The organism is Burkholderia diffusa (assembly GCF_001718315.1).
Taxonomy (GTDB): Bacteria; Pseudomonadota; Gammaproteobacteria; order Burkholderiales; family Burkholderiaceae; genus Burkholderia; species Burkholderia diffusa_B.
The window spans coordinates 1,525,880-1,548,557 of record NZ_CP013363.1; the positions used below are offsets into that span (position 1 = coordinate 1,525,880).

Consider the following 22,678-nt stretch of genomic DNA (forward strand, 5'->3'; position numbering starts at 1 on the left):
CCGGCGGGGGGCGCGGAATCGGGCGCCCCGCCCGCCGCACGTCACGCGACGCGAAACGCCCCCACGGCCCGGCGCAAGCCGTCGGCCTGCTCCTCGAGCGAAGCGGCGGCGGCCGCCGCCTGCTCGACCAGCGCCGCGTTCTGCTGCGACACCTGGTCCATCTGCGACACCGCGCGGTTCACCTGCTCGATCCCGTCGCGCTGCTCGTTCGACGCGGCCGCGATCTCGGTCATGATGCCCGTCACGCGGCCGATCGCCTGCTGGATGTCCTGCATCGTCGCGCCGGCCACGCCGACCAGCCGCGAACCCGTCGCGACGCGCTCGACCGATTCGCCGATCAACGTGCGAATCTCCTTCGCGGCCGACGCCGAGCGCTGCGCGAGCGTGCGCACTTCGCCCGCGACCACGGCGAAGCCGCGGCCCTGCTCGCCCGCGCGCGCGGCTTCGACCGCCGCATTCAGCGCAAGGATGTTGGTCTGGAACGCGATGCCTTCGATCGTGCCGATGATGTCGGCCACCTTCTGCGAACTCTGGTCGATCTCGTTCATCGTGCCGATCACTTCGCCGACGACGGTTGCGCCGCGCGTCGCGATCTCGCTCGCGTTATCCGCGCACGCCTGCGCTTCGACCGCGTGATCGGCGTTCTGCTTCACCGTCGCCGTCAGCTGTTCCATGCTCGCGGCCGTCTCCTGCAGCGCGGACGCCTGCTCCTCGGTACGCTGCGACAAGTCGGTGTTGCCGGCCGCGATCTGGTGCGTGGCGGTCGAGATCGCTTCAGAGCCCTGGGTGACCTGGCGCACCGTGTCGGCAAGGCTGCGCTGCATGCCCGTCACGCCCTTGACCAGTTCGGCCATCTCGTCACGCGACGACCAGCGCACTTCCGACGTCAGGTCGCCGTCCGACAGGCGGCGGAAATGCGACAGCAGACGGTTAACCGGTTGCGTGATCGCGAAATGCAGGCCGATCGCGCAGCCGAGGCAAGCGGCGAGACCGAACGCAATGCCGGCGATCGCGCCCGCGCGCATCCAGCCGTAATAGGTCTGCGCGGTGTCGTAGACGTCCTTGCCGCGCGCGGCCTGGTACGCGTCGAGCGCATCGGTCGCCTGCGTGAGCGCGACCGACAGCGGCGGCGCAACCGTCATCAGCAGCCGGTCGGCATCGTCGCGATGTCCCGCGCGGATCGCGTCGATCAACGGCTTCAACGCCTGTCCGATCAGCGCCTGGCGCGCGGCGTCGAGCCGCGTCGCGAGCGGGCCCTCGTCGCCGTCGTGCGGCATCGTCGCGTAGGTGCGCCACGCGGCGTCGGCCTTCGCGAGATAGTTTTCGGCCTTGCCGACGAGATCGGGCACTTCCGGCGCCTCGGGATGCAGCAGCGCGCGGTCGAGTGTCGTGCGCACGATCGTCAGGTTCAGGCTGGCGGCGGACAGCGCGGTCTTCGCGGCCAGCTGGCGCGTATAGGCTTCGTCGAGCGCACGGTTCGAGCGCTGCATGCCGGTCAGGCCAATCAGGCCCGATACGACGAGCAGCGCGGCAACGAGGCCCAGCGTGGAAAAAATCCGCGTACGGATCGAGAAGCGGGAAAACAGGGCGTTCAGGTTCATGACGGGACGTGAGCGGTAAAAAGTGCCGCGGCAATCGGTCCGCGGCACTCTGGATTACGGTTTGCCTGCAAAAAACTTGAGCCCTGCCGTTTGGCAGGCTGATCGCGATCAATTTTCCGGTCGGCAATCTTCTGTTACCGATGCAACAAATCCAGATGCGGCAGAAATTGACCAGGCAATAAATCGACTCTATATTTCGGTCAGTTTCCTGCCATGGCAGACATCTCGATGAGAACCGACACCCTCGTTACCCCACCGGCCGCCGAGGCGGCCCGCCGCGACGCGCCGACCGGGCTGATCGTCGCCGCGCTGCTGCTCGTCATGCTGTTGTCCGCGCTTGACCAGACCATCGTGTCGACCGCGCTGCCGACCATCGTCGGCGAGCTCGGCGGCCTCGACCAGCTGTCGTGGGTCGTCACCGCGTACCTGCTGTCCTCGACGGTCGTGCTGCCGCTGTATGGCAAGCTCGGCGACCTGTACGGCCGCAAGATCGTGCTGCAGGTCGCGATCGTGCTGTTTCTCGCCGGCTCCGCGCTGTGCGGCGTCGCGCAGGACATGACGCAACTGATCGTGCTGCGCGCGCTGCAAGGACTCGGCGGCGGCGGGCTGATGGTCGTCACGATGGCCGCGATCGGCGATCTCGTGCCGCCCGATCGCCGGGCGCGCTATCAGGGGATGTTCGGCGGCGTGTACGGCCTCGCGACGATCATCGGGCCGCTGCTCGGCGGCTTCCTGGTCGAACATCTGTCGTGGCGCTGGATCTTCACGATCAACCTGCCGCTCGGTGTTGTCGCGCTCGCGGTGATCGGCATCGCATTCCGGCCGCACACCGCGCACGTAAAGCACCGGATCGACTACATGGGCGCCGCGTTCCTCGCAACGGCCCTCACGTGCGTGATCCTGTTCACGAGCGAAGGCGGTTCGCTGCTGCCGTGGTCGTCGCCGCAGCTGTGGATGACGCTGGTGCTCGGCGTGGTCGCGGTCGGCGGCTTCATCTACGAGGAACGGCTCGCGGCCGAGCCGATCATGCCGCTCGAGCTGTTCCGCCAGCGCACCTTCATGCTGATGAGCCTGATCGGCTTCGTCGTCGGCATTGCGCTGTTCGGTTCGGTCACGTTCATTCCGCTCTATCTGCAGGTCGTGAAAGGCTCGACGCCGTCGCAGGCCGGCATGCAGCTGCTGCCGATGATGGGCGGGATGCTCGCGATGTCGGTCGCGAGCGGCCGGCTGATCTCGCGGCTCGGCACGTATCGGCCGTTTCCGATCGCGGGGACGCTGATCGGCGGCGTCGCGATGGCGCTGCTGTCGACGCTGTCGCTCGACACGCCGCTGCGAACGATGTACGCGTACATGGCGCTGCTCGGGATCGGGCTCGGCATGGTGATGCCGGTGCTCACGCTCGCGGTGCAGAACACGGTCGAATTCCGGCACATGGGCGTCGCGACGTCGGGCGTGACGTTGTTCCGCTCGATCGGCGGCTCGCTCGGCGTCGCCGCGTTCGGCGCGCTGTTCTCGCACGGGCTGCAGTCGCGGCTCACGCAGGCGCTGCCGGCCGACACGGAGCTGCCGCCCGCGCTCGGTCCGGCGGCCGTCCACCAGTTGCCGGATGCGGTGCGCGATGCGTACCTGCATGCGTTCGCCGGGTCTCTACATGTCGTATATCTCGCGGCCGCGGGCGTGATCGCGATCGCCTTCGTGCTTGCGTGGTTCGTCGAGAGCACGCCGCTGCGCAAGCATCACTGATCGGCGGGCGGCGGCACCGTGGCCGCCGCGCCTGCCCGCGGATCGACGCCGCGACACGGCCGTTCACGACGCGCGGTCCGCCGTTACGGCACCAGCACCACCCCGCCCGTCGTCTGTCGCGATTCCAGCAACCGATGCGCGTCCGCCGCCTGCTCGAGCGGCAGCCGCGCGCCGATCTCCACGTGCATCCCGCCTGCGAGCCGTTCGAGCGTCGCGCGCGCCGCCTCCCGGTACCCCGCCACGTCGCGCGCGATGAAACCCAACACGCTCGGCCGCGCCAGCGCGATCGAGCGGGCCGGGCCCAGTTCGTCGAGGTCGATCGTCTGCCGGGCGCCGATCGCGGCGACCTGCCCGATGCTCGCGGCCATCCCGAACGGCCGGACCGCGCCGAGCGTACGCGTGAGCACGTCGCCGCCGATCCCGTCGATCGCATAGTCGACGCCCGCGCCCCCGCCGAACGCGCGGGCCGCCGCGACGAAGTCCTCCTCGCGATAGTCGACCACCGCCTCCGCCCCGCGCGCGCGCGCCAGTTCCGCCTTCGCGGCCGACCCGACCGTGCCGATCACCCGCGCGCCGAGCGCGCACGCCCACTGCGTCGCCAGCAAGCCGACGCCGCCGGCCGCCGCGTGCACGAGCACGGCGTCGCCGGCGCTCACCTGCCGCACGCGATGCATCAGCATGTAGACGGTAATGCCTTTCAGCAGCCCGGCCGCGACTGCGTCGTCGCTCACGCCATCGGGCACGGGCACCACGCGCTCGGCGGGCAGCGTGCGCAGGCTCGCGTAGCTGCCGGTCGGCAGCCCCGCATATGCGACGCGCTGGCCCGGGTCCAGCCCCGTCACGCCGGCCCCCACCGCATCGACCACGCCGGCCGCCTCGACACCGAGCGCGTCCGGCAGTGCCGGCAACGGATGTGCGCCGGTCCTGAAATAGATGTCGACGAAATTCACGCCGACGGCGGTCTGGCGAATCCGCACCTCGCCGGCGCCGGGCGGTGCGACGGGCGCATCGACGCGGCGCAGCACGCCGGCGTCGCCGTAGCGGTCGATGCCGATTCGGGTGGCGGTTGCAGTTTGGGTCATGACGTTCCTCGCAATCGAATGATGTGACACGATCATCTCATCGTGCATAATCGATCGGAATCCCCGATTCTCACCCATCTACTGTGCAAAATTCGACCGAGCTGACACAGACCCCCGCGCCGCCGATGAGCTGGGACGACCTCCGCTATTTCCTGGCGGTGATGCGCGGCGGCAGCCTGTCGGCCGCCGCGCGGGCACTGCAGGTCCAGCATTCGACGGTCGCCCGGCGCATCGATGCGCTGGAGTCCGCGCTCGGCATCCGGCTGTTCGACCGGCTGCCGCGCGGCTGGCCGCCGACCGACGAAGGCCTGCACCTTGCCGAGCATGCAGCCCGCGTCGAAGCCGATGTGCATGCATTCGCGCGCGCCGCGCAGGGAGCGGCGGCGCTCGACGGCGTCGTGCGCGTGTCGGCGTCGCCGGTGTTCGCGAGCCATTTCCTCGCGCCGCGACTTGCCCGCGCGCAGCGCGCGTGGCCGGCGCTGCGCATCGATCTGATGGGCGAGATGCACGCGTCCAATTTGTACGCGCGCGAAGCCGACCTCGCGGTACGGCTGTCGCGGCCAAACGAGCCGGGGCTGGCCGCGCGCCGGCTCGGCACGATGCGCTTCGCGCTGTGCGCGTCGCCCGACTGGGCCGCCGCGCCGCCCGACACCTGGGCGTTCCTCGGCTACGACGACGCACTCGCACAAATGCCGCAGCAGCAATGGCTCGAACGCTTCGCGGCCGGACGCCGCTTCGCGTTCATCGCCAACGACCTGGCCGCGCTGCATCGTGCGTGCGTGGCCGGCGCAGGGGTCGCGTTGCTGCCGCGGTTTCTCGTCGACACGTCGGCGACGGATGCGGACGCGGACGAAAGCGCGAGCGCGCCGGCTTTGGCCGATCCGTCGCTGCCGAGCACCGCCGCGCTCGTCGAGTTGACGTCCATGCCCCGTTGCGATGTCGAGCGCGAGATCTGGCTCGTCGTCCACCCGGACGTGCGGCGCTCGCCGCGCGTGCAGCGCGTCGCCGATGCCATCGCCGACGCGGTTCGCGACGCTCACGGGCATTTGTAGGCTCGGCTCGTCCCCACCGGGCGACGCGATCCATGCCTTTACGGTGCCGCCTCGCGGCGGGCATAGTAGCGGTTTCGTCCGCCCGCTCCGCCACCATGTCCGCCGCCCCCGCCTGCGTTGTCGTCCGCGACGCGACCGATCCCGATCTCGCCGCCATTCACGCGATCTACGCACACCACGTGCGCCACAGCGTCGCGTCGTTCGAGGAGACGCCGCCCGACGTCGACGAGCTGCGCGCTCGCCGCGACGCGGTGCTGCGCCACGGGCTGCCCTATCTCGTTGCGGAATGCGACGGCCGCATCGCCGGCTACGCGTACGCAACGCCGTATCGCACGCGCAGCGCGTACCGCCATACGATCGAGGATTCGATCTACATCGACGACGCACAGCGCGGCCGCGGCATCGGCCGCGCACTCCTCGCGGCGCTGATCGCGCGTTGCGAGGCCGGCCCGTGGCGGCAGATGATCGCGGTGATCGCCGACGGCGGCACCGGCGGCTCGACGTCGCTGCACCGCGCATTCGGTTTCGAGCCGGCGGGCGTGCTGAAGGCGGTCGGTTTCAAGCACGGCCGCTGGATCGATACCGCGCTGATGCAGCGCGCGCTCGGCGACGGCGCACGCACGCTCCCCGCCTCGCCCGAGCCAGTCGCGTCGCGCTAGAATGACCGCATGCCAAAACAGACTCCAACCATGCCCGACGAGGCCGCGGCGGATTCCCGCAACGAGTACACGGTCGACGAACTCGCGCGCGTGTCCGACACGACCGTGCGCAACGTCCGTGCATACCAGGATCGCGGCCTGCTCGCGCCACCCGAGAAGCGCGGGCGCGTCGGCATCTACGACGACACGCACGTCGCACGCCTGAAGCTGATCAACCACCTGCTCGCGCGCGGCTACACGCTGTCGAATATCCAGGACCTGATCATGGCGATCGACGAAGGTCACGACCTGCGTTCGATCCTCGGCCTGGAAAACGCGATCGGCGGCCGCTGGTCGCACGAACTGCCGAAAACCTATTCGCTCGCCACGCTCGCGCAGATGTTCGGTCCGCAGACGGCGTCGCAATTGTCGCGCGTGACCGAACTCGGTCTGCTCGAACGGCGCGGCCTGTCGTTCGTCGCAAAGAGCCCCGCGCTGCTCGAGGCGGCGGCCGCGATGACGAAGGAAGGCATCCCGCCGCGCGAGCTGCTCGACGTGATCAGCCTCGCGCGGCCGCACTTCGACGCGATCGCGCGGCTGCTCGTCGATCTCGTCGTGAAGCGGCTGGACCGCTACGACGCCGGCACGCTGCCGCCGGTCAACGACGTGCCCGCGCTCGTCGACGCCATCTGGCGGCTGCGCCCGCTCGCGGCCGTGTTCGTCGAAGGCGAGACGAACCGCGCGCTCGAGGCGGCGGCGAGCGCCTATCTCGGCGGCCGTGTCGCGACGATCCTCGACAAGAAGCTGAGCGACGAAGCGGCGCGGCAGGCCGGCACACCCGATCCGCAAGGCGACGGCGACAAAGCATAGGCGCACCGGCGTCATATTCATATCGGCAATGCTTCGTTTGCGGGCCCGATCGCCCGTGCGACGATTCTTCCAACCGAGCGGCACGCGCCGCTCCCCGAAGACGTTTCGCATGGAGTCCGTTCGATGATTCGTTTCACCCGCTGGATCACCCGCGCCGCCGCCACGGCGCTCGTCGCCCTCACCGCCACCGCCGCGTTCGCGCAGGGCAGCGCCGACAAGGTCGTGCGCATCGGCTACCAGAAGGCCGGCCTGCTGTCCGTCGTCAAGACGCAGGGCGCGCTCGAGGCGCGGCTCAAGACGCTCGGCTACAACGTCCAGTGGTTCGAATTCCCGGCCGGCCCGCAGTTGCTCGAGGCGCTGAACGCGAACAGCATCGACTTCGGCTACACGGGCGCGCCGCCGCCGGTGTTCGCGCAAGCCGCCGGCGTGCGCTTCGTGTACGTCGGCGCGGAACCGCCGTCGCCGCACAATGAAGCCGTGTTCGTCAAAGCCGATTCGCCGGTCCGCTCGCTCGCCGACCTGCGCGGCAAGAAGGTCGCGCTGCAGAAAGGTTCGAGCGCGAACTACCTGCTGCTCGAAGCGCTGAAGAAGGCGGGCGTGCGCTATGACGAGATCCGCCCTGTTTACCTGCCGCCCGCCGATGCGCGCGCCGCGTTCGAGAGCGGCAACGTCGACGCATGGGCCGTCTGGGATCCGTACTACGCGGCCGCTCAGAATTCGCTGAAGATCCGCACGCTGTCCGACTACACGGGCCTCACGCCCGCGAACAACTTCTACGAGGCAACGCGCGACTTCGCGGAGCAGCATGCCGACGTGGTCGGCACGATCCTGAAGCAATTGCGCGAGACGGGCCTGTGGGTCAACGGGCATCCGGCAGAAACGGCCGCGCTGATCGCGCCGAAGGTCGGCCTGCCGCTGCCGCTCGTGGAAACGTGGATCAAGCGCGTGCCGTTCGGCGCGGTGCCGGTCGACGAGAAGATCGTCGCGGTTCAGCAGGGGGTGGCCGATGCGTTTTATGCGGCGAAGCTGATTCCGCAGAAGCTCAGCGTCGCGGATAACGCGTGGAGCGACAAGCGCGTGGCGAGCGCGCTCGCGGCGAAGTAACGCGCAGCGCGGCGCGCACTCATGCGAGAAAGGCCGGCGGACATCGTGCCCGTCGGCCTTTCTCGTCCCGCAGCCGTACGCACCCGCCAGCTTCAGCGCACCACCCACCCTTCCGCCGCCACGAACATGACGACCCGCACGCGACATGTGCGGCCGAAACCGCTTCCTAGAAGGATTCTCCGGTTTCCCCCCAACCGTTCTTCCGGATAATGGCCTGCAGCCGCGCCCACGACGGCGCGCCGTCCACCGCAGACAACAACAATCCGGAGACACCCGCCTTGATCGCCACGCTTCCCGCCACCTATCGCCGGCTCTGGCCGCTCGCCGTCGCCGCCGCGCTGCTGTACGGACTGTCGCTCGCGGCCGCCCCCTATCCCGGCCAGGCCGCCGCGAAAGCCGCGATGGGCATCCTGCTGCTGGCGGCCGGCAGCACCTGCGCGGCACCGCTCGAGCGTGCATGGCTGTGCGCCGCGCTCGCCACGGCCGTGCTCGGCGACGTGCTGCTCGCGCTGCCCGACTGGCCGCTGTCGTTCGTCCTCGGACTCGGCGCGTTCCTGCTCACGCACCTGTGCTATTGCGCGATCTTCGTGCGCTGGCGCGCACGGCCGCACGGCTGGCGCACCGCTGCGCTGATCGGGCTGTGGATTGCCGCACCGGCGTTCTATGCGGCATTCCTTCCGCACCTCGGCGACCTGCTCGCGCCGGTCGCCGTCTACATGCTCGTGCTGTGCGCGATGGCGAGCTTCGCGCTCGCGGCCCGCACTCGCGGCCCGCTGGTCGCCGTCGGCAGCCTGGTCTTCGTCGGCTCGGATACGCTGATCGGCGTCGGGCGCTTCCTCGGCGGCTTTCCCGGCATCGACTACCTGATCTGGGGCCTCTATGCGCTCGCGCAGGTCACGATCGTCGCCGGGGTTTTCCATGAGACGGCCGCCCGCTCGATCCGTCCCCGATAGTGTTTCAAACAGGCCGCCGCATGCCGGCGGCCTCGCCTCGCGCTTCTCCCGCCCCTGCCGACGGCCGTTTCCGCGCATTCCGCAATGCGGAAACCAGGCCGTTCCAAACCTCGCTCAGCCTTTTCCCGCGCGGCTTCCGGCCCTTAGAGCGCCGCTTCTAGCCTCTTGCGGTTTCCGGGTTCACCCACTATCGTTACATCAAACAATGTAACATTCGAAAATGAGCCAAATCGGAGACACCCGGATGAATGCTCGCACGTTGCCTTTCGGCCCGCCCGGCCACGACGGCCTGGACGAAACCATCGACATCGCCATCATCGGCACCGGCTTCGCCGGTCTCGGGATGGCCATTCGCCTGCGGCAGACCGGCGTGACCGACTTCGTCGTTCTCGAGAAGGCCGCGTCGGTCGGCGGCACGTGGCGCGACAATCATTACCCCGGGTGTGCGTGCGACGTGCAATCGCACGTCTATTCGTTCTCGTTCGCGCCGAACCCGCGCTGGACGCGCATGTTCGCGCCGCAGCCGGAGATCCGCGCGTATCTGGAAGATTGCGTGCAGCGCTTCGGCGTCGGCCCGCATCTGCGCCTGAACCACGAATTGCAGCGCGCCGAATACGACGAAGCCGCGCAACGCTGGCGCCTCACGTTCGCGAATGGCAAACGGCTGTCTGCGCGCGTGCTGGTGTCGGGGATGGGCGGGCTGTCGCGCGCTGCGCTGCCGGCGATTCCCGGCGTCGAGGACTTCAAGGGGCGCGCGTTCCATTCGCAGCAGTGGGATCACGATTACGCGCTCGAAGGCAAGCGCGTCGCGGTGATCGGCACCGGCGCGAGCGCGATCCAGTTCGTGCCGCAGATCGCGCCGCGCGTGAAGGAACTCGCGCTGTTCCAGCGCACGCCGCCGTGGATCATGCCGAAGCCCGACCGCAACCTGACCGGCCTCGAGAAATGGCTGTTCCGCACGCTGCCGTTCACGCAGAAAGTGGTGCGCAGCGGCATCTACTGGATGCTCGAATCGCGCGTGCTCGGCTTCGCGATCCATCCGTCGCTGATGAAGAACGTGCAGAAGCTCGCACTGCGCCATATCCGCAAGCAGATTCCCGATCCGGAACTGCGCAAGGCCGTCACGCCGAACTACACGCTCGGCTGCAAGCGCGTGCTGATCTCCAACGACTACTATCCGGCGCTGTCGCGCAAGAACGTCGACGTGATCACGACCGGCATCGACCATATCGAAGCCGACGCGGTCGTGACGACCGACGGCAAGCGTCATGAAGTCGATTGCCTGATCTACGGCACGGGCTTCCAGGTGGCCGATCCGTATCCGCGCGGCGCGATCATCGGCCGCGGCGGCCTCGACATCGTCGACGCGTGGCGCGACGGCGCGCATGCGTATCTCGGCACGACGCTGCCGGGCTACCCGAACTTCTTCATGATCGTCGGCCCGAACACCGGCCTCGGTCACAACTCGATGGTGTTCATGATCGAGTCGCAGATCGAATACATCCTCGGCGCGCTGAATGCGATGCGCCGCGAACGCGCGGATGCGATCGAGGTGCGCCCGCTCGTCGAGGCGCAATTCAACAGCGACTTGCAGGGCAGGCTGAAGAAGGCGATCTGGTCGACGGGCGGCTGCAAGAGCTGGTACCTCGATCCGCGCACCGGCAAGAACACGACCCTGTGGCCGGGCTTCACCTGGCGCTTCCGCCAGGCGACCGCGCACTTCTCGATCGCCGATTACCACGCGTATCGCGCGCCGAGCCACGACACGACCGCGCGGCCCGTCGCCGCGCCCGCCGCTTCCGCTTCCACTTCCGCCGAAGCGGCCTGAGTCAGACAAGGAGCCACCGACATGAGAGATTTCGCCAACAAGGTCGCCGCGATCACGGGCGCAGGCTCGGGCATGGGCCGCTCGCTCGCCGTGCAGCTCGCACAGGCCGGCTGCCATGTGTCGCTCGCCGACAAGAACGGCGTCGGCCTCGCCGAAACCGAGCGGATCGTCCGCGCGATCGCGCCGAACGTGCGCGTGTCGACGCGCGTGCTCGACGTCGGCGACCGCGACGCGATGTTCGCGTGGGCCGACGACACCGCGAAGGAACACGGCAAGGTCAACCTGATCTTCAACAACGCGGGCGTCGCGCTGTCGAGCACGATCGAAGGCATGGAATACGGCGATCTCGAGTGGATCGTGAACATCAACTTCTGGGGCGTCGTGCATGGCACGAAGGCGTTCCTGCCGCACCTGAAGGCATCGGGCGACGGTCACGTAATCAACACGTCGAGCATCTTCGGGATCTTCTCGCAGCCGGGGATGAGCGGCTACAACGCGACCAAGTTCGCGGTGCGCGGCTTCACCGAATCGCTGCGGCAGGAACTCGACATGATGAAGTGCGGCGTGTCGGCCACCTGCGTGCATCCGGGCGGCATCCGCACCAACATCGCGCAATCGAGCCGCGTCGCGAAGAACATGGTCGGTTTCATCGTCGAGAGCGAGCAGCAAGGCAAGGACAGCTTCGAGAAGTTCTTCATCACGACCGCCGATGATGCCGCGCGCACGATCCTCGCCGGCGTGCGCAAGAACAAGCGCCGCGTGCTGATCGGCCGCGACGCGAAAGCGGCGGACTGGATGGCGCGTACGCTGCCGGCCGCATACCAGGCGCTCGTCGTGCTCGCGACGCGCCGCGAGGCCGCGAAGGCCCGCCGCGCGGCCTCGCGCTACGGCGCGCCGGCAGCCGCGCCGCTTCACGCCACCTACAACAACGCAGGCAATCAGGGAGGAGAACAATCATGACGACCCCGCACATGATGCCGGTACGGCGCGACATCCGCTTCGCGCTGCCGCCCGAACGCGCGAAGGACTGGCACGTCCAGGGCGTGCCCGTCACGCACTTCATGAACGCACTGTCGCTGCTGTTCCCGGCCGGCGAGCGCTTCTTCATGGATTCGGTGCGCAACTACCGCGACCGCATCGAGGATCCCGAACTGAAGAAGCAGGTGCTCGGCTTCATCGGCCAGGAAGCGATGCACACGCGCGAGCACATCGAGTACAACGACCTGCTGCAGTCGTCCGGCCTGCCCGCGCACAAGCTCGACAAGCGGCTGTGGGCGATCCTCGGCTTCTTCAAGAAAGTGCTGCCGCATTCGATGCAGCTCGCGATCACGATCGCGCTCGAACACTACACGGCGATCCTTGCGAACCAGCTGCTGTCGGGCCACGAACACCGGATCGACGGGTCGGTCGAAGGCTATCAGCAGATGTGGATGTGGCACGCGATGGAGGAAACCGAGCACAAGGCCGTGTCGTACGACGTATGGAACGCCGTGATGAAGCCGGGCCTCGGCAGCTACCTGCTGCGCACGGGCACGATGCTGACGACGACGGTGTTGTTCTGGGCGATCGTGTTCGACTTCCACGTTCGCCTGATGCGCGCGCACCGTCGCGAGCACGGCACGTTCGGCGGCATGTGGCGCCTCGTGAAGTACCTGTACAGCCCGAGGCACGGCGTGTTCCCGAGCATCGCGCGCGAATGGCTCGACTACTTCCGCCCGGGCTTCCATCCGTGGGACCACGACAATCATCAGTACCTGCAGGGGCTCGACACGCTGCTCGCGAACATCGACGCGACCAACGCGCGCCATGCCGCGCAGGCCGCCCCGCGCCGCGTGCCGCTGCATCCGGTTGCACAGGCATGACGTCATGGCGCGCACGCACGAGATGCTGACCGTCCGCTCCGGCGACGTGAAACTCGCCGTCTACGTCAGCGGCCCGCGGCGCGCGCCGCCGCTGATCCTCGTGCACGGTTATCCCGATTCGGCGGCCGTGTGGGCGCCGGTCCGTGCGCGGCTCGCGAAGCGCTATCGCGTGATCGCGTACGACGTGCGGGGCGCCGGCGCGTCCGATGCGCCGCGCCACCGCGCCGACTACGCGCTCGCGCGGCTCGCGGAGGACCTGAAGGCAGTGGCCGATGCGACGTGCGGCGACCGGCCGTTCCATCTGGTCGGTCACGACTGGGGGTCGATCCAGTGCTGGGAGGCCGTGACCGATCCCGCGTTCCGCGGCCGGATCGCGTCGTACACGTCGATCTCCGGCCCGTGCCTCGACCACGTGTTCCGCGCGAAGATGCGGCTCAGGCAGAGCCTGAAGTCGTGGTACATCGCGTTCTTCCACCTGCCGGTCGTGCCGTCGCTGGTCTGGCGTCTCGGCGGCGCCGCGCTGTGGCCGCGCTGGCTGCAACTGACCGAGCGCGTGCGGCCGGAGCGCGATCCCGCGCAGTTGAAGAACGCGCTGAACGGGTTGCAGCTTTACCGCGCGAATTTCCTCGCGCGGGCGAGAAAGCCGCGCGAGCGGTATGCGCAGGCGCCGGTGCAGATCCTCGTGCCGATGCGCGACCGCTACGTGACGCCCGAGATGTCGGTCGATCTCGATCGCTGGCTCGGCGAGCACGTGCGCGAGGAAATCGACGGCGCGCACTGGATCGTCATGCGCAATCCGGACCTGATCGCGGCGCGGATCGACCGGTTCGCGGCCGCGCATGAAAGGCCGGCGGCAGCGGCAGCACCGGCGGCAGCCGCGCGAGCGGCGGCGGTTCAGCGCAATGCCGGCAGGCGCTTGAACAGCGTTTCGTAGTCGATCACGAGCCCGTCGGCGTCGATGTCCATTTCCGCCGTGAAATTCCGGAAAATGCCTTCGTAGCGGTAGCGCCGACCCGGCTCGATGCACGTGTACGCCTGCTTGACCGGCGTCACCTTCAAGTCAGGCGTCGAAATGTATGCGACGTCGATCGGCCGCCGCTCGCCGCGCACAAGACCGAGGCGGCCGATCGGCAGCGAATTCGTGAACGGCGTCGCCGCGATGTCGATGTCGACGCAGCCGTCCAGTTCCGGCAGTGCACGGCCAGAACCGTCGTGCCAGTGTCCGGCGCCGTCGCCGTGCAACGCCAGCGTGCCGCCGCCCATTACCTTGAGCACCGCGTACGTCACGCGCCAGTTGGGATCGCACTCGACCCGATACGCGAGCCCGTATGCGCGGCCGTACCGCTGGCCGACCACCGCGCTTTCGACGACGATGCCACCGCCGCTCCGGTCGAATGTCAGATGTTCGACTCCGTCGCCCTCGAGCGACGCCCAACGCACTTCGCGCATTCTTTCGCCTTCCCGGTTGGTCCGATGCCGGGCATCGTCGCACGAATCCCGATCGAAGAGGCGAACCACGACGCATACTTCGGTCAAGAGAACTGGCCATTGCCCGAATTCGGCACCGAAGCCGGCGATTCGCCCCGACAATGCCGATGCAGCGTCCTCCGGCCATCGCCATTCCCCAATTCGGGGCGCCCGTCACAAATCCTGACTATCCAGAATTCCCTATTCCGGTGCACGGAATTGTGTCCTATGCTCGCGGCTCGTCCTGCTCCACCGCCGCCATGCCTACCGCCCGCCCTGCCTCGCCGTCGATCGACCTGCGCACCCTGCTGCGCGGCGTCGGGCAGATCGTCCTGCAGGCGAATGCAGTCACCGGCGCGCTGCTGCTCGCCGCGCTGGCGATCACCGACATGCGGCTCGCGTCCGCGGCGCTGGTCGGTTCGGCCGCCGCCAGCATGACCGCCGTGCTCACGGGCAGCGAGCCCCACGACGTCGAACAAGGGCTGCACGGCTTCAACGGCGCGCTCGCCGCACTGATCGCCGTGCTGTTCGCGCCGTCTTCGCTCGCCGCCATCGCGCTGGTGCCGGGGGGCTCGATCGGCGCGGCGCTCGCGCAGCGCGCGATGCGCGTGCCGCTCGCCCGCTGGCGCCAGTGCCCGTATTCGAGCCCGTGCCTCGTCATCACCGCGCTGTGGCTGCCGTTTGTCGCATCGCAGCATGCGAGCGATGCGACGGCGAGCGCGCCTCTTACACTGCCTTCCGTCGCCGATGCGCTGCTGTCGGGCCTCGCACAGACCACCTTCGCGCAGGGCCCGTGGGCTGGCATGCTGATCGTCGCCGGCCTCGTCGTGGCGTCGCGCCGCGCGGCCGCATTCGCGCTCGGCGGCACGCTCGTGTCGACCGTGCTGCTGGTCGCGTCCGGCGCGAGCGGCGCGTCGTTCGCGGATGGCCTGCTCGGCTTCAACGGTGCGCTCGCCGCGCTCGCACTGATGCCGCGCGGCCCGCGCGCGGCGTTCGCGGCCGCCGCACTCGCCGCGCTGATCCAGTGGCTCGCGACGCGCGCGGGCCTTTCCGCGTTCACGGCGCCGTTCGCACTCGCGTCGTGGATCACGGTGATCGTCGCGCGCCGCTTCACCCTCGGAGAACCCGATGTCGTCATTCGCACACCGTCCTGACACCGTGAAGCCCGGCGGGCCGATCTCCGACGCCGAGCGCCGGTTGCGCGTCGATCTCGCCGCCGCCTATCGCCTCGTCGCGCTGAACGGCTGGGACGACCTGATCTACACGCATCTGTCCGCGACGGTGCCGGGCGAACCCGGGCATTTCCTGATCAACCCGTTCGGCCTCACGTTCGACGAGGTTCGCGCATCGAATCTCGTGAAGATCGATCTGGCCGGCAACCGGATCGGCGACGGCGAGCACGCGGTCAACGTGACCGGCTTCGCGCTCCACGCGGCCGTGCATGCGGCGCGACCGGACGCCGTCTGCGTGATGCATCTGCACAATACGGCCGGCATCGCCGTGTCGATCCAGCGCGACGGGCTGCTGCCCGCGTCGCAGCACGCGCTGCGGTTTCACGGCGATCTCGCGTATCACGACTACGAGGCGCTTGCGTTCTCGCCTGCCGAAGGCGCGCGGCTGACCGCCAGCCTCGGCGCAAAATCCGCAATGCTGTTGCGCAACCACGGCACGCTGACAGTCGGCCGGACCGTTGCCGAGGCGTATGTATTGATGGATACGCTGATCAAGGCCTGCGATATCCAGATACGCGCGCAAGCAGGCGGCGGGCCGCTCGTGCTGCCGGAACCGGCCGTCGCCGAGCGCACCGCGGAGCAGTTGCGCGATGGCGGCGCGATCGAGGGCGAACTGGAATGGCCGGCGCTGCTGCGCCGCCTCGACCGGGTCGATCCGTCGTATCGCGACTGACCGCCCGCCCTCGCCACACTCCCGACGAATCGTTCACCCCCAAATCATCGGAGTATCCAGTCATGCCGACTTTCAATATCCAGTTGTTCGAAGGCCGCACGGTCGAGCAGAAGCGCGCGTTCGTCGAAGCGATCACGCGCGTCACGTGCGAGACGCTCGGTTGCGACCCGGGCTCGGTCGACATCATTCTCGCCGACGTGAAGAAGGAAAACTGGGCGACGGCCGGCAAGCTGTGGAGCGACGAGCGCTGACACCGGCAAGTTCGGCGCCGATGGAATCTGCCGGGCCGCGGCCCCGTGCGTCCGAATTGCGGTGACATGCCGCTGCCCTGACCTCCGATGCAACGCCGGCAACCGGCGTTGCATGCGCCCTCCCTTCCCCGCTCCGCGTTGTGCGCCCGCACATCGCTCCGTCACGCAACCAGCACCTCAATCGGCGCATAATGCCGAACACACGCAGCAGCCATTGGCCACCCGGGAGACCGCCATGGAAGCGAAGAACGAGGAAGTCGTCGCACACCTGCTCTCCGATGTCGTCGAATTCGCGCGCGGGCGCCTGCCCGAAGCCACGTTCCGGATCGTCGAACCGTTCCTGCGTCATTACTACGATTTCGTCGACGCCGATGATCTGCAGAATCGCAGCATCGCCGACCTCTACGGCGCCGCGATGGCGCACTGGCAGACCGCCCAGAAATTCGTGCCCGGCAGCGAGCGGCTGCGCGTCTACAACCCGATTCTCGAACAGCACGGCTGGCACTCGGACCACACGGTCATCGAGATCGTCAACGACGACATGCCGTTCCTGGTCGACTCGGTGACGATGGCCGTCAATCGCCTCGGGCTCGCGCTGCACTCCGCGCTGCACCCGGTGTTCCGCATCTGGCGCGGCGGCAACGGCGGCATCGAGCGCGTCGACGCCGGTGGCGCGACGCCCGGCGACGGCCACTCGCAACTCGCGTCGTTCATTCATTTCGAAGTCGACCGCTGCGGCGACGCCGCGCTGCTCGACACGCTGCGCAACGACATCGCGCGCGTGCTCGGCGACGTGCGCGCATCGGTCGAGGACTGGCCGAAGATCGTCGACATCGCGCGCGCGACGATCAAGGACATGAAGGCCCGCGAATCCACCGCGGAAGACATCGAGGCGCGCGCGTTCCTCGAGTGGATGGTCGCCGATCACTTCACGTTCCTGGGTCAGCGCGACTACGCGCTCGTGTCGGACGACGCGGGCTTCGGCTTGCGAGGCGTCGAAGGCTCCGGCTTCGGCCTGCTGCGCGAATCGCTGCGCGCGCCCGGCGCGCCCGACGTGACGCCGCTGCCGCCCGCCGCCGCCGAGATCATCACCGGCCCCTGGCCGATCTTCCTGACCAAGGCGAACTCGCGCGCGACCGTGCACCGGCCCGGCTATCTCGACTATGTCGGCGTCAAGCTCGTCGGCGCCGACGGCAAGGTGACCGGCGAACGCCGCTTCATCGGGCTGTATACGTCGACGTCCTATTTCGGTTCGTACACCGACATTCCGATCGTGCGCCGCAAATGCGCGAACATCGTGAAGCGTGCGGGCTTCCTGCCGAAGGGGCATCTCGGCAAGTCGCTGGTGACGGTGCTCGAAACGTATCCGCGCGACGAATTGTTCCAGGCCGACGAAGACCAGCTCTACGACATCGCGCTCGGCATCCTGCGCCTGCAGGAACACCAGCGCACGCGCCTGTTCGTGCGGCGCGACCGCTTCGACCGCTTCGTGTCGTGCCTCGCGTTCGTGCCGCGCGACAAGTACAACACCGACCTGCGCCGCCGCATCGCGAAGCTGCTCGTCGACGCGTACAACGGCGTGAACGTCGAGTTCACGCCGCTGCTGTCGGAATCGGCGATCGCGCGGATTCATTTCGTCGTCCATGCCGAACCCGGCACGATGCCCGACGTCGACACGCGCGAGCTCGAAACGCGGCTCGTGCAGGTCACGCGCCGCTGGCAGGACGATCTCGCGGACGCGCTGCTCGACGCGTTCGGAGAAGAACAGGGCAACCGCCTGCTGCAGCGCTATGCGGAGTCGTTCCCCGCCGGCTATCGCGACGACTATCCGGCGCGCACGGCCGTGCGCGACATCGAGTTGATCGAACGCGTGAAGGAGTCGGGCCAGCTCGCGATGAACCTGTACCGCCCGATCGAGGCCGAGGCGCGCGCGTTCCGCTTCAAGGTGTATCGCGCGGGCGACCCGATCGCGCTGTCGCGCAGCCTGCCGATGCTCGAGCATCTCGGCGTGCGCGTCGACGAGGAGCGGCCATACCGGATCCAGACGCAGGATGGCGCACATGCGTGGGTGCACGACTTCGGCCTGGAACTCGCGGACGATACCGAATTCGACATCGAGCGCGTGAAGGGCCTGTTCGAGGACGCGTTCGACCGCATCTGGAGCGGCCGGATCGAGAACGACGACTTCAACCGCCTCGTGTTGCGCGCGCATCTGAGCGCGCGCGAGGTCACGATCCTGCGCGCGTATGCGAAATACCTGCGGCAGGTCGGCTCGACGTTCAGCGACGCATACATCGAGCGCGCGCTGACCGGCAACCCGGCGATTGCGAGGCAACTCGTCGAACTGTTCCTGCTGCGCTTCGATCCGGCCACCGGCGGCACGCGCGACGTGCGGGTCGAACACCTGTTGAAGGCGATCGAGACGGCGCTCGACCAGGTGCCGAACCTCGACGAGGACCGGATCCTGCGCCAGTTCCTCGGCGTGATCAACGCGACCGTGCGCACCAACTATTTCCTGCACGATACGAACGGCGAATCGAAGCCGTATCTGTCGTTCAAGTTCAATCCGGCGAAAGTACCGGGCCTGCCCGAACCGAAGCCGATGTTCGAGATCTGGGTGTACTCGCCGCGCGTCGAGGGCGTGCACCTGCGCGGCGGGCGCGTCGCGCGCGGCGGGCTGCGCTGGTCCGACCGTCGCGAGGACTTCCGCACCGAAGTGCTCGGGCTGATGAAGGCGCAGATGGTGAAGAACGTCGTGATCGTGCCGGTCGGCTCGAAAGGCGGCTTCGTCGTGAAGAATCCGCCGCCGCCGAGCGATCGCGAAGCGTGGATGCGCGAGGGCGTCGCATGCTACCAGACGTTCCTGCGCGGCCTGCTCGACCTGACCGACAATCTCGCCGGCAACGCAATCGTGCCGCCGCCCGACGTGGTGCGGCACGACCCCGACGATCCGTATCTCGTCGTCGCCGCCGACAAGGGCACGGCCACCTTCTCCGATTACGCGAACGCGATCTCGCACGAATACGGCTTCTGGCTCGACGACGCGTTCGCCTCCGGCGGCTCGGTCGGCTACGACCACAAGAAGATGGCGATCACCGCGCGCGGCGCATGGGAATCGGTGAAACGGCACTTCCGCGAAATGGGCATCGACACGCAGACGACCGACTTCACGGTGGTCGGTGTCGGCGACATGTCGGGCGACGTGTTCGGCAACGGAATGCTGCTGTCGCCCCATATACGGCTCGTCGCGGCGTTCGATCACCGGCACGTGTTCCTCGACCCGAACCCCGATCCGGCGAAGAGCTTCGCGGAGCGCCAGCGGATGTTCGCGCTCGAACGCTCGAGCTGGGCCGACTACGACACGTCCGTGATCTCGGCGGGCGGCGGCGTCTATCCGCGTACCGCGAAGACGATCCCGCTGTCGCCGGCCGTGCAGGCCGCGCTCGGCATCGACGCGCATGCACTGCCGCCGACGGAGCTGATCCGCGCGATCCTGCAGGCGCCGGTCGATCTGCTGTACAACGGCGGCATCGGCACCTACGTGAAGGCGACGCATGAAACCCACCAGCAGGTCGGCGATCGCGCGAACGACGCGGTACGCGTGAACGGCGCGGACCTGCGCTGCAAGGTGGTCGGCGAAGGCGGCAACCTCGGCTTCACGCAGTTCGGCCGCATCGAGTTCGCACAACGCGGCGGGCGCATCAACACCGATGCGATCGACAACTCCGCCGGCGTCGATTGTTCGGATCACGAAGTCAACATCAAGATCCTGCTCGGGCTCGTCGTCGGCGACGGCGAGATGACCGAAAAGCAGCGTAACGCGCTGCTTGCGGAAATGACCGACGAAGTCGGGCTGCTCGTGCTGCGCGACAACTACTACCAGACGCAGGCGCTGTCGATCGCGGGCCGCTACGGCGTCGAGCTGCTCGACGCCGAGGCGCGCCTGATGCGCTGGCTCGAACGCGCGGGCCGCTTGAACCGCGTGATCGAATTCCTGCCGACCGACGACGAGATCGCCGAGCGCCAGGCCGCGAAGCACGGCCTCACGTCGCCGGAGCGCGCGGTGCTCCTCGCGTACAGCAAGATGTGGCTGTACGACGCGCTGCTCGAGTCCGACGTGCCCGAGGATCCGCTCGTCGCCGCGATGCTCGTCGACTATTTCCCGAAGCCGCTGCAACAGCGCTTCAGCGAACCGATGCATCGCCACCCGCTGCGCCGCGAGATCCTCGCGACGCACCTGACCAACGCGCTCGTCAATCGGGTCGGCTGCGCATTCGTGCACCGGCTGATGGAGGAAACCGACGCGAAACCGGGCGACATCGTGCGCGCCTGCATCATGGCGCGCGACGTGTTCGATCTCGATGCGGTATGGCGCGACATCGACGCGCTCGACAACCGCGTCGCCGACGACGTGCAGGCGCGCATGTTCGTCGACGTCGCGCGGCTGCTGGAGCGCGCGGCGCTGTGGTTCCTGCGGCAGCTGCAGTCGGGCACGGCGGCCGACGGCGTCGCCGGCTTGATCGCGCGCTGCCGCGACGCGGTGCAGCGCATCGCGCCGCAGCTGCCGTCGCTGCTGCCGGCCGACGATCTGGCGGCGCTGTCCGAGCGGCAGCGCGTGCTGGTCGAGGCCGGTGTCGACAGCGCGCTCGCGGTGCGCGTCGCGAGCGGCGACATCTCCGCCGCGCTGCTCGACATCGCCGAAGTGGCCGCGACCTGCGACCGCAGCCTGGAACTGGTCGCGGGCGTCTACTTCTCGCTCGGCACGCTGCTGAACTACGGGTGGATCGGCGAACGCGCGGCCACGCTGCCGACTCCGACGCACTGGGACATGCTCGCACGCGCGGCCGCGCTCGCGGAAGTCGCGCGGCTCAAGCGCACGCTAGCCACCAGCGCGCTCGCGGAATCCGCCGACTCGACGGCGCCCGAGACGATCGTCCATGCGTGGCGCGAACGCCGCGAAGCCGCGCTGCAGCGCTACGAGCACCTGCTCGCCGACCTGCGCGCATCGGGCGGCGCGAGTCTCGCGGTGCTGCTCGTGGTCGTGCGCGAGATGGCCGTGCTCGAACGGGCGTGACGATTGCCGCCAGGTCGCGCCGGGATCACACCGTCGCGACGAGCAGCTCTTCGGCGTTGTCCGGCGGGCGCAGTCCGTCTGTGCGATCGGCGAAGTAGCGACGCGCAAGCTCCGCCGCCGACACGTGCCCGGCCCGCGCGAAGCCTGCCTGCGTCGCGAGCGCGCAAATCTCCGCCGGCGTGAAGAAGCTGATGAACGGCGTGCCGCTCTCGCGCGCGCCTTTCGCCGCCATTTCGAGCCCCGGACGCACGTCCGGACCCGCAAGCTCGAGCGGCAGCAGGAACGTCATCGCGAACGTCGAACCCGGCGCGAGCGACGCGACTTCGCGCAAGGCCGCCGCGTTCGCGTCGCGCGTCAGGTACATGCTGACGCCGGTGGACACGACGACCGCCGGCTTGCCCGGATCGAAGCCCGCGCGCACGAGCGCGTCGCGCCACGACTGCTTCGCCTCGAAATCGACCGGCACGAACCGCAGCCAGTCCGGCACGCCAAAACCCAGCTCGGTCAGCCGGCGGCGCTTCCACGCCTGCGGCGCGGGCTGATCGACTTCGAAAACGGTCAGGCGCGACGCCATCTCGGGCCGGCGCTGCACGAAGCTGTCGAGGCCCGCGCCAAGGATCACGTACTGGCTCACGCCGCGCGCGGCTTGCTCGACCACCAGATCCTCGATGAAGCGCGCCCGCGCGACGATCGATGCGCGAAACGGTCGCGTGAACCGCGGATCCATGTCGCCGCGCTGCTGCCAGCCCGATGCCGGCGCGAGCAGGCGCAGGCCGACTTCGTCGGCGAGCACATGCGGCGGTGCATCGAATTCGACGTGCAGCGCGCGCCACAGCGCGACGCGCGCGGCGGTGCTGTCGGGGCCGTCCTGGCGGAGATCGGTCATGATCGCGTCCTCACGCGTGCGGCTTGCCGGGTGCCTGCAGGCGCCACACGCGGCCGTCGGGATCGCGCACGGTCATGTCGCGCGTGCCCCAGTGCGTGTCCTCGAACGGCGTGACGACGTCGACGATCGGCTGCGGCCGGACCGCCTGCTCGTCGGGCACCTTCAGCACGACCTGCATGTCCGGCGTCTCGCTGGCCGGCACTTCGGCGATGAACAGGAACGGGCCGTCGCCATTTCTCAACTGGCCCGAGTTGTGATCGGTCTCGAACTCCAGCGTAAAACCCAGCGCCTGGAAGAACTTCGCGGACTTGCCCCAGTTGTGCGTCGTCAGGTACACGGCTTCGATTCGCTCGGATGACATG

19 protein-coding genes are annotated in these 22,678 nt (G+C 68.5%); 14 read left to right on the plus strand and 5 right to left on the minus strand.

The features are described 5' to 3' along the window. Positions 1–41: 41 nt before the first annotated feature. Positions 42–1,601, minus strand: a complete 1,560-nt coding sequence (locus WI26_RS22090) for a methyl-accepting chemotaxis protein (RefSeq protein ID WP_059509011.1) — start codon at positions 1,599–1,601, stop codon at positions 42–44. Between the two features lie 228 nt (positions 1,602–1,829). Here WI26_RS22090 and WI26_RS22095 point away from each other — a divergent pair, with 228 nt between their 5' ends. After that, positions 1,830–3,344 carry an MDR family MFS transporter gene (locus WI26_RS22095; protein WP_069227823.1) on the plus strand — a complete coding sequence of 505 codons (1,515 nt, stop codon included), beginning with the start codon at positions 1,830–1,832 and terminating at the stop codon, positions 3,342–3,344. An 83-nt stretch (positions 3,345–3,427) separates the two neighbouring features. Here WI26_RS22095 and WI26_RS22100 read toward each other — a convergent pair whose 3' ends face one another. Then, on the minus strand, positions 3,428–4,426 hold the full coding sequence (locus WI26_RS22100; protein WP_069227824.1) for a quinone oxidoreductase family protein: 999 nt from the start codon (positions 4,424–4,426) through the stop codon (positions 3,428–3,430). 125 nt (positions 4,427–4,551) lie between these two features. Between WI26_RS22100 and WI26_RS22105 the strand changes: the two genes are divergently transcribed. The 9 genes from WI26_RS22105 (at position 4,552) to WI26_RS22145 (ending at position 13,667) form a co-directional block, all read left to right on the plus strand. Then, positions 4,552–5,478 carry a LysR family transcriptional regulator gene (locus WI26_RS22105; RefSeq protein WP_069227200.1) on the plus strand — a complete coding sequence of 309 codons (927 nt, stop codon included), beginning with the start codon at positions 4,552–4,554 and terminating at the stop codon, positions 5,476–5,478. Positions 5,479–5,573: 95 nt separating this feature from the next. Beyond that, positions 5,574–6,137 carry a GNAT family N-acetyltransferase gene (locus WI26_RS22110; protein WP_059464636.1) on the plus strand — a complete coding sequence of 188 codons (564 nt, stop codon included), beginning with the start codon at positions 5,574–5,576 and terminating at the stop codon, positions 6,135–6,137. Positions 6,138–6,146: 9 nt separating this feature from the next. Further along, on the plus strand, positions 6,147–6,986 hold the full coding sequence (locus WI26_RS22115; protein ID WP_059464635.1) for a MerR family transcriptional regulator: 840 nt from the start codon (positions 6,147–6,149) through the stop codon (positions 6,984–6,986). A 123-nt stretch (positions 6,987–7,109) separates the two neighbouring features. Continuing rightward, complete coding sequence (locus WI26_RS22120; RefSeq protein WP_059594864.1) at positions 7,110–8,090, plus strand: sulfonate ABC transporter substrate-binding protein; 981 nt, start codon at positions 7,110–7,112, stop codon at positions 8,088–8,090. A gap of 278 nt (positions 8,091–8,368) precedes the next feature. After that, entirely contained in the window at positions 8,369–9,043 is a 675-nt protein-coding gene (locus WI26_RS22125) for a lysoplasmalogenase (RefSeq protein WP_069227825.1), read from the plus strand. A gap of 244 nt (positions 9,044–9,287) precedes the next feature. Next, positions 9,288–10,871, plus strand: a complete 1,584-nt coding sequence (locus WI26_RS22130) for a flavin-containing monooxygenase (protein WP_059539768.1) — start codon at positions 9,288–9,290, stop codon at positions 10,869–10,871. A gap of 21 nt (positions 10,872–10,892) precedes the next feature. Beyond that, positions 10,893–11,831, plus strand: coding sequence for an SDR family NAD(P)-dependent oxidoreductase (locus WI26_RS22135; protein ID WP_059464632.1), 939 nt, complete (start codon positions 10,893–10,895; stop codon positions 11,829–11,831). Next, positions 11,828–12,733 carry a metal-dependent hydrolase gene (locus tag WI26_RS22140; RefSeq protein ID WP_069227201.1) on the plus strand — a complete coding sequence of 302 codons (906 nt, stop codon included), beginning with the start codon at positions 11,828–11,830 and terminating at the stop codon, positions 12,731–12,733. The genes WI26_RS22135 and WI26_RS22140 overlap by 4 nt, the downstream gene beginning before the upstream one ends. Before the next feature lie 4 nt (positions 12,734–12,737). Next, positions 12,738–13,667 (plus strand): alpha/beta fold hydrolase, encoded by a 930-nt coding sequence (locus tag WI26_RS22145; protein ID WP_069227202.1) that lies wholly within the window; start codon positions 12,738–12,740, stop codon positions 13,665–13,667. On the opposite strand, the gene WI26_RS22150 is transcribed toward WI26_RS22145, so the two are convergent. Then, positions 13,628–14,182 (minus strand): putative glycolipid-binding domain-containing protein, encoded by a 555-nt coding sequence (locus WI26_RS22150; RefSeq protein WP_059594962.1) that lies wholly within the window; start codon positions 14,180–14,182, stop codon positions 13,628–13,630. The two genes, WI26_RS22145 and WI26_RS22150, sit on opposite strands and share 40 nt — an antisense overlap. A 278-nt stretch (positions 14,183–14,460) precedes the next feature. Between WI26_RS22150 and WI26_RS22155 the strand changes: the two genes are divergently transcribed. The 4 genes from WI26_RS22155 to WI26_RS22170 all read left to right on the plus strand — a co-directional run bounded on the left by WI26_RS22155 (position 14,461) and on the right by WI26_RS22170 (position 21,430). Further along, entirely contained in the window at positions 14,461–15,354 is an 894-nt protein-coding gene (locus WI26_RS22155; RefSeq protein WP_069227203.1) for an urea transporter, read from the plus strand. Next, complete coding sequence (locus tag WI26_RS22160) at positions 15,329–16,105, plus strand: class II aldolase/adducin family protein (protein WP_059539772.1); 777 nt, start codon at positions 15,329–15,331, stop codon at positions 16,103–16,105. Before WI26_RS22155 ends, WI26_RS22160 begins: the two co-directional genes overlap by 26 nt. 62 nt (positions 16,106–16,167) lie before the next feature. Beyond that, complete coding sequence (locus WI26_RS22165; RefSeq protein ID WP_014898956.1) at positions 16,168–16,356, plus strand: 4-oxalocrotonate tautomerase; 189 nt, start codon at positions 16,168–16,170, stop codon at positions 16,354–16,356. A gap of 235 nt (positions 16,357–16,591) precedes the next feature. Beyond that, a complete protein-coding gene (locus WI26_RS22170) occupies positions 16,592–21,430 on the plus strand; it encodes an NAD-glutamate dehydrogenase (protein WP_069227204.1) in 4,839 nt (1,612 codons plus the stop codon). A gap of 25 nt (positions 21,431–21,455) precedes the next feature. Here the strand turns inward: WI26_RS22170 and WI26_RS22175 are convergent, their stop codons facing one another. Both WI26_RS22175 and WI26_RS22180 read right to left on the minus strand, forming a co-directional pair. Further along, a complete protein-coding gene (locus tag WI26_RS22175; RefSeq protein ID WP_059914880.1) occupies positions 21,456–22,316 on the minus strand; it encodes a class I SAM-dependent methyltransferase in 861 nt (286 codons plus the stop codon). A 10-nt stretch (positions 22,317–22,326) separates the two neighbouring features. After that, the gene (locus tag WI26_RS22180; RefSeq protein WP_059539775.1) at positions 22,327–22,677 is read right to left on the minus strand and encodes a VOC family protein; all 351 of its coding nucleotides are present in this window, start codon (positions 22,675–22,677) and stop codon (positions 22,327–22,329) included. Between the last annotated feature and the right edge of the window lies 1 nt (position 22,678).

Bases quoted from the DNA above. Each gene is read 5' to 3' on its own strand.
- WI26_RS22110 (WP_059464636.1), top strand. From the start codon at position 5,574: ATGTCCGCCGCCCCCGCCTGCGTTGTCGTCCGCGACGCGACCGATCCC.
- WI26_RS22115 (WP_059464635.1), top strand. From the start codon at position 6,147: ATGCCAAAACAGACTCCAACCATGCCCGACGAGGCCGCGGCGGATTCC.
- WI26_RS22160 (WP_059539772.1), top strand. From the start codon at position 15,329: ATGTCGTCATTCGCACACCGTCCTGACACCGTGAAGCCCGGCGGGCCG.
- WI26_RS22145 (WP_069227202.1), top strand. From the start codon at position 12,738: ATGGCGCGCACGCACGAGATGCTGACCGTCCGCTCCGGCGACGTGAAA.
- WI26_RS22165 (WP_014898956.1), top strand. From the start codon at position 16,168: ATGCCGACTTTCAATATCCAGTTGTTCGAAGGCCGCACGGTCGAGCAG.
- WI26_RS22175 (WP_059914880.1), bottom strand. From the start codon at position 22,316: ATGACCGATCTCCGCCAGGACGGCCCCGACAGCACCGCCGCGCGCGTC.
- WI26_RS22135 (WP_059464632.1), top strand. From the start codon at position 10,893: ATGAGAGATTTCGCCAACAAGGTCGCCGCGATCACGGGCGCAGGCTCG.
- WI26_RS22130 (WP_059539768.1), top strand. From the start codon at position 9,288: ATGAATGCTCGCACGTTGCCTTTCGGCCCGCCCGGCCACGACGGCCTG.
- WI26_RS22155 (WP_069227203.1), top strand. From the start codon at position 14,461: ATGCCTACCGCCCGCCCTGCCTCGCCGTCGATCGACCTGCGCACCCTG.
- WI26_RS22120 (WP_059594864.1), top strand. From the start codon at position 7,110: ATGATTCGTTTCACCCGCTGGATCACCCGCGCCGCCGCCACGGCGCTC.
- WI26_RS22150 (WP_059594962.1), bottom strand. From the start codon at position 14,182: ATGCGCGAAGTGCGTTGGGCGTCGCTCGAGGGCGACGGAGTCGAACAT.
- WI26_RS22140 (WP_069227201.1), top strand. From the start codon at position 11,828: ATGACGACCCCGCACATGATGCCGGTACGGCGCGACATCCGCTTCGCG.
- WI26_RS22090 (WP_059509011.1), bottom strand. From the start codon at position 1,601: ATGAACCTGAACGCCCTGTTTTCCCGCTTCTCGATCCGTACGCGGATT.
- WI26_RS22105 (WP_069227200.1), top strand. From the start codon at position 4,552: ATGAGCTGGGACGACCTCCGCTATTTCCTGGCGGTGATGCGCGGCGGC.
- WI26_RS22180 (WP_059539775.1), bottom strand. From the start codon at position 22,677: ATGTCATCCGAGCGAATCGAAGCCGTGTACCTGACGACGCACAACTGG.
- WI26_RS22100 (WP_069227824.1), bottom strand. From the start codon at position 4,426: ATGACCCAAACTGCAACCGCCACCCGAATCGGCATCGACCGCTACGGC.
- WI26_RS22170 (WP_069227204.1), top strand. From the start codon at position 16,592: ATGGAAGCGAAGAACGAGGAAGTCGTCGCACACCTGCTCTCCGATGTC.
- WI26_RS22095 (WP_069227823.1), top strand. From the start codon at position 1,830: ATGAGAACCGACACCCTCGTTACCCCACCGGCCGCCGAGGCGGCCCGC.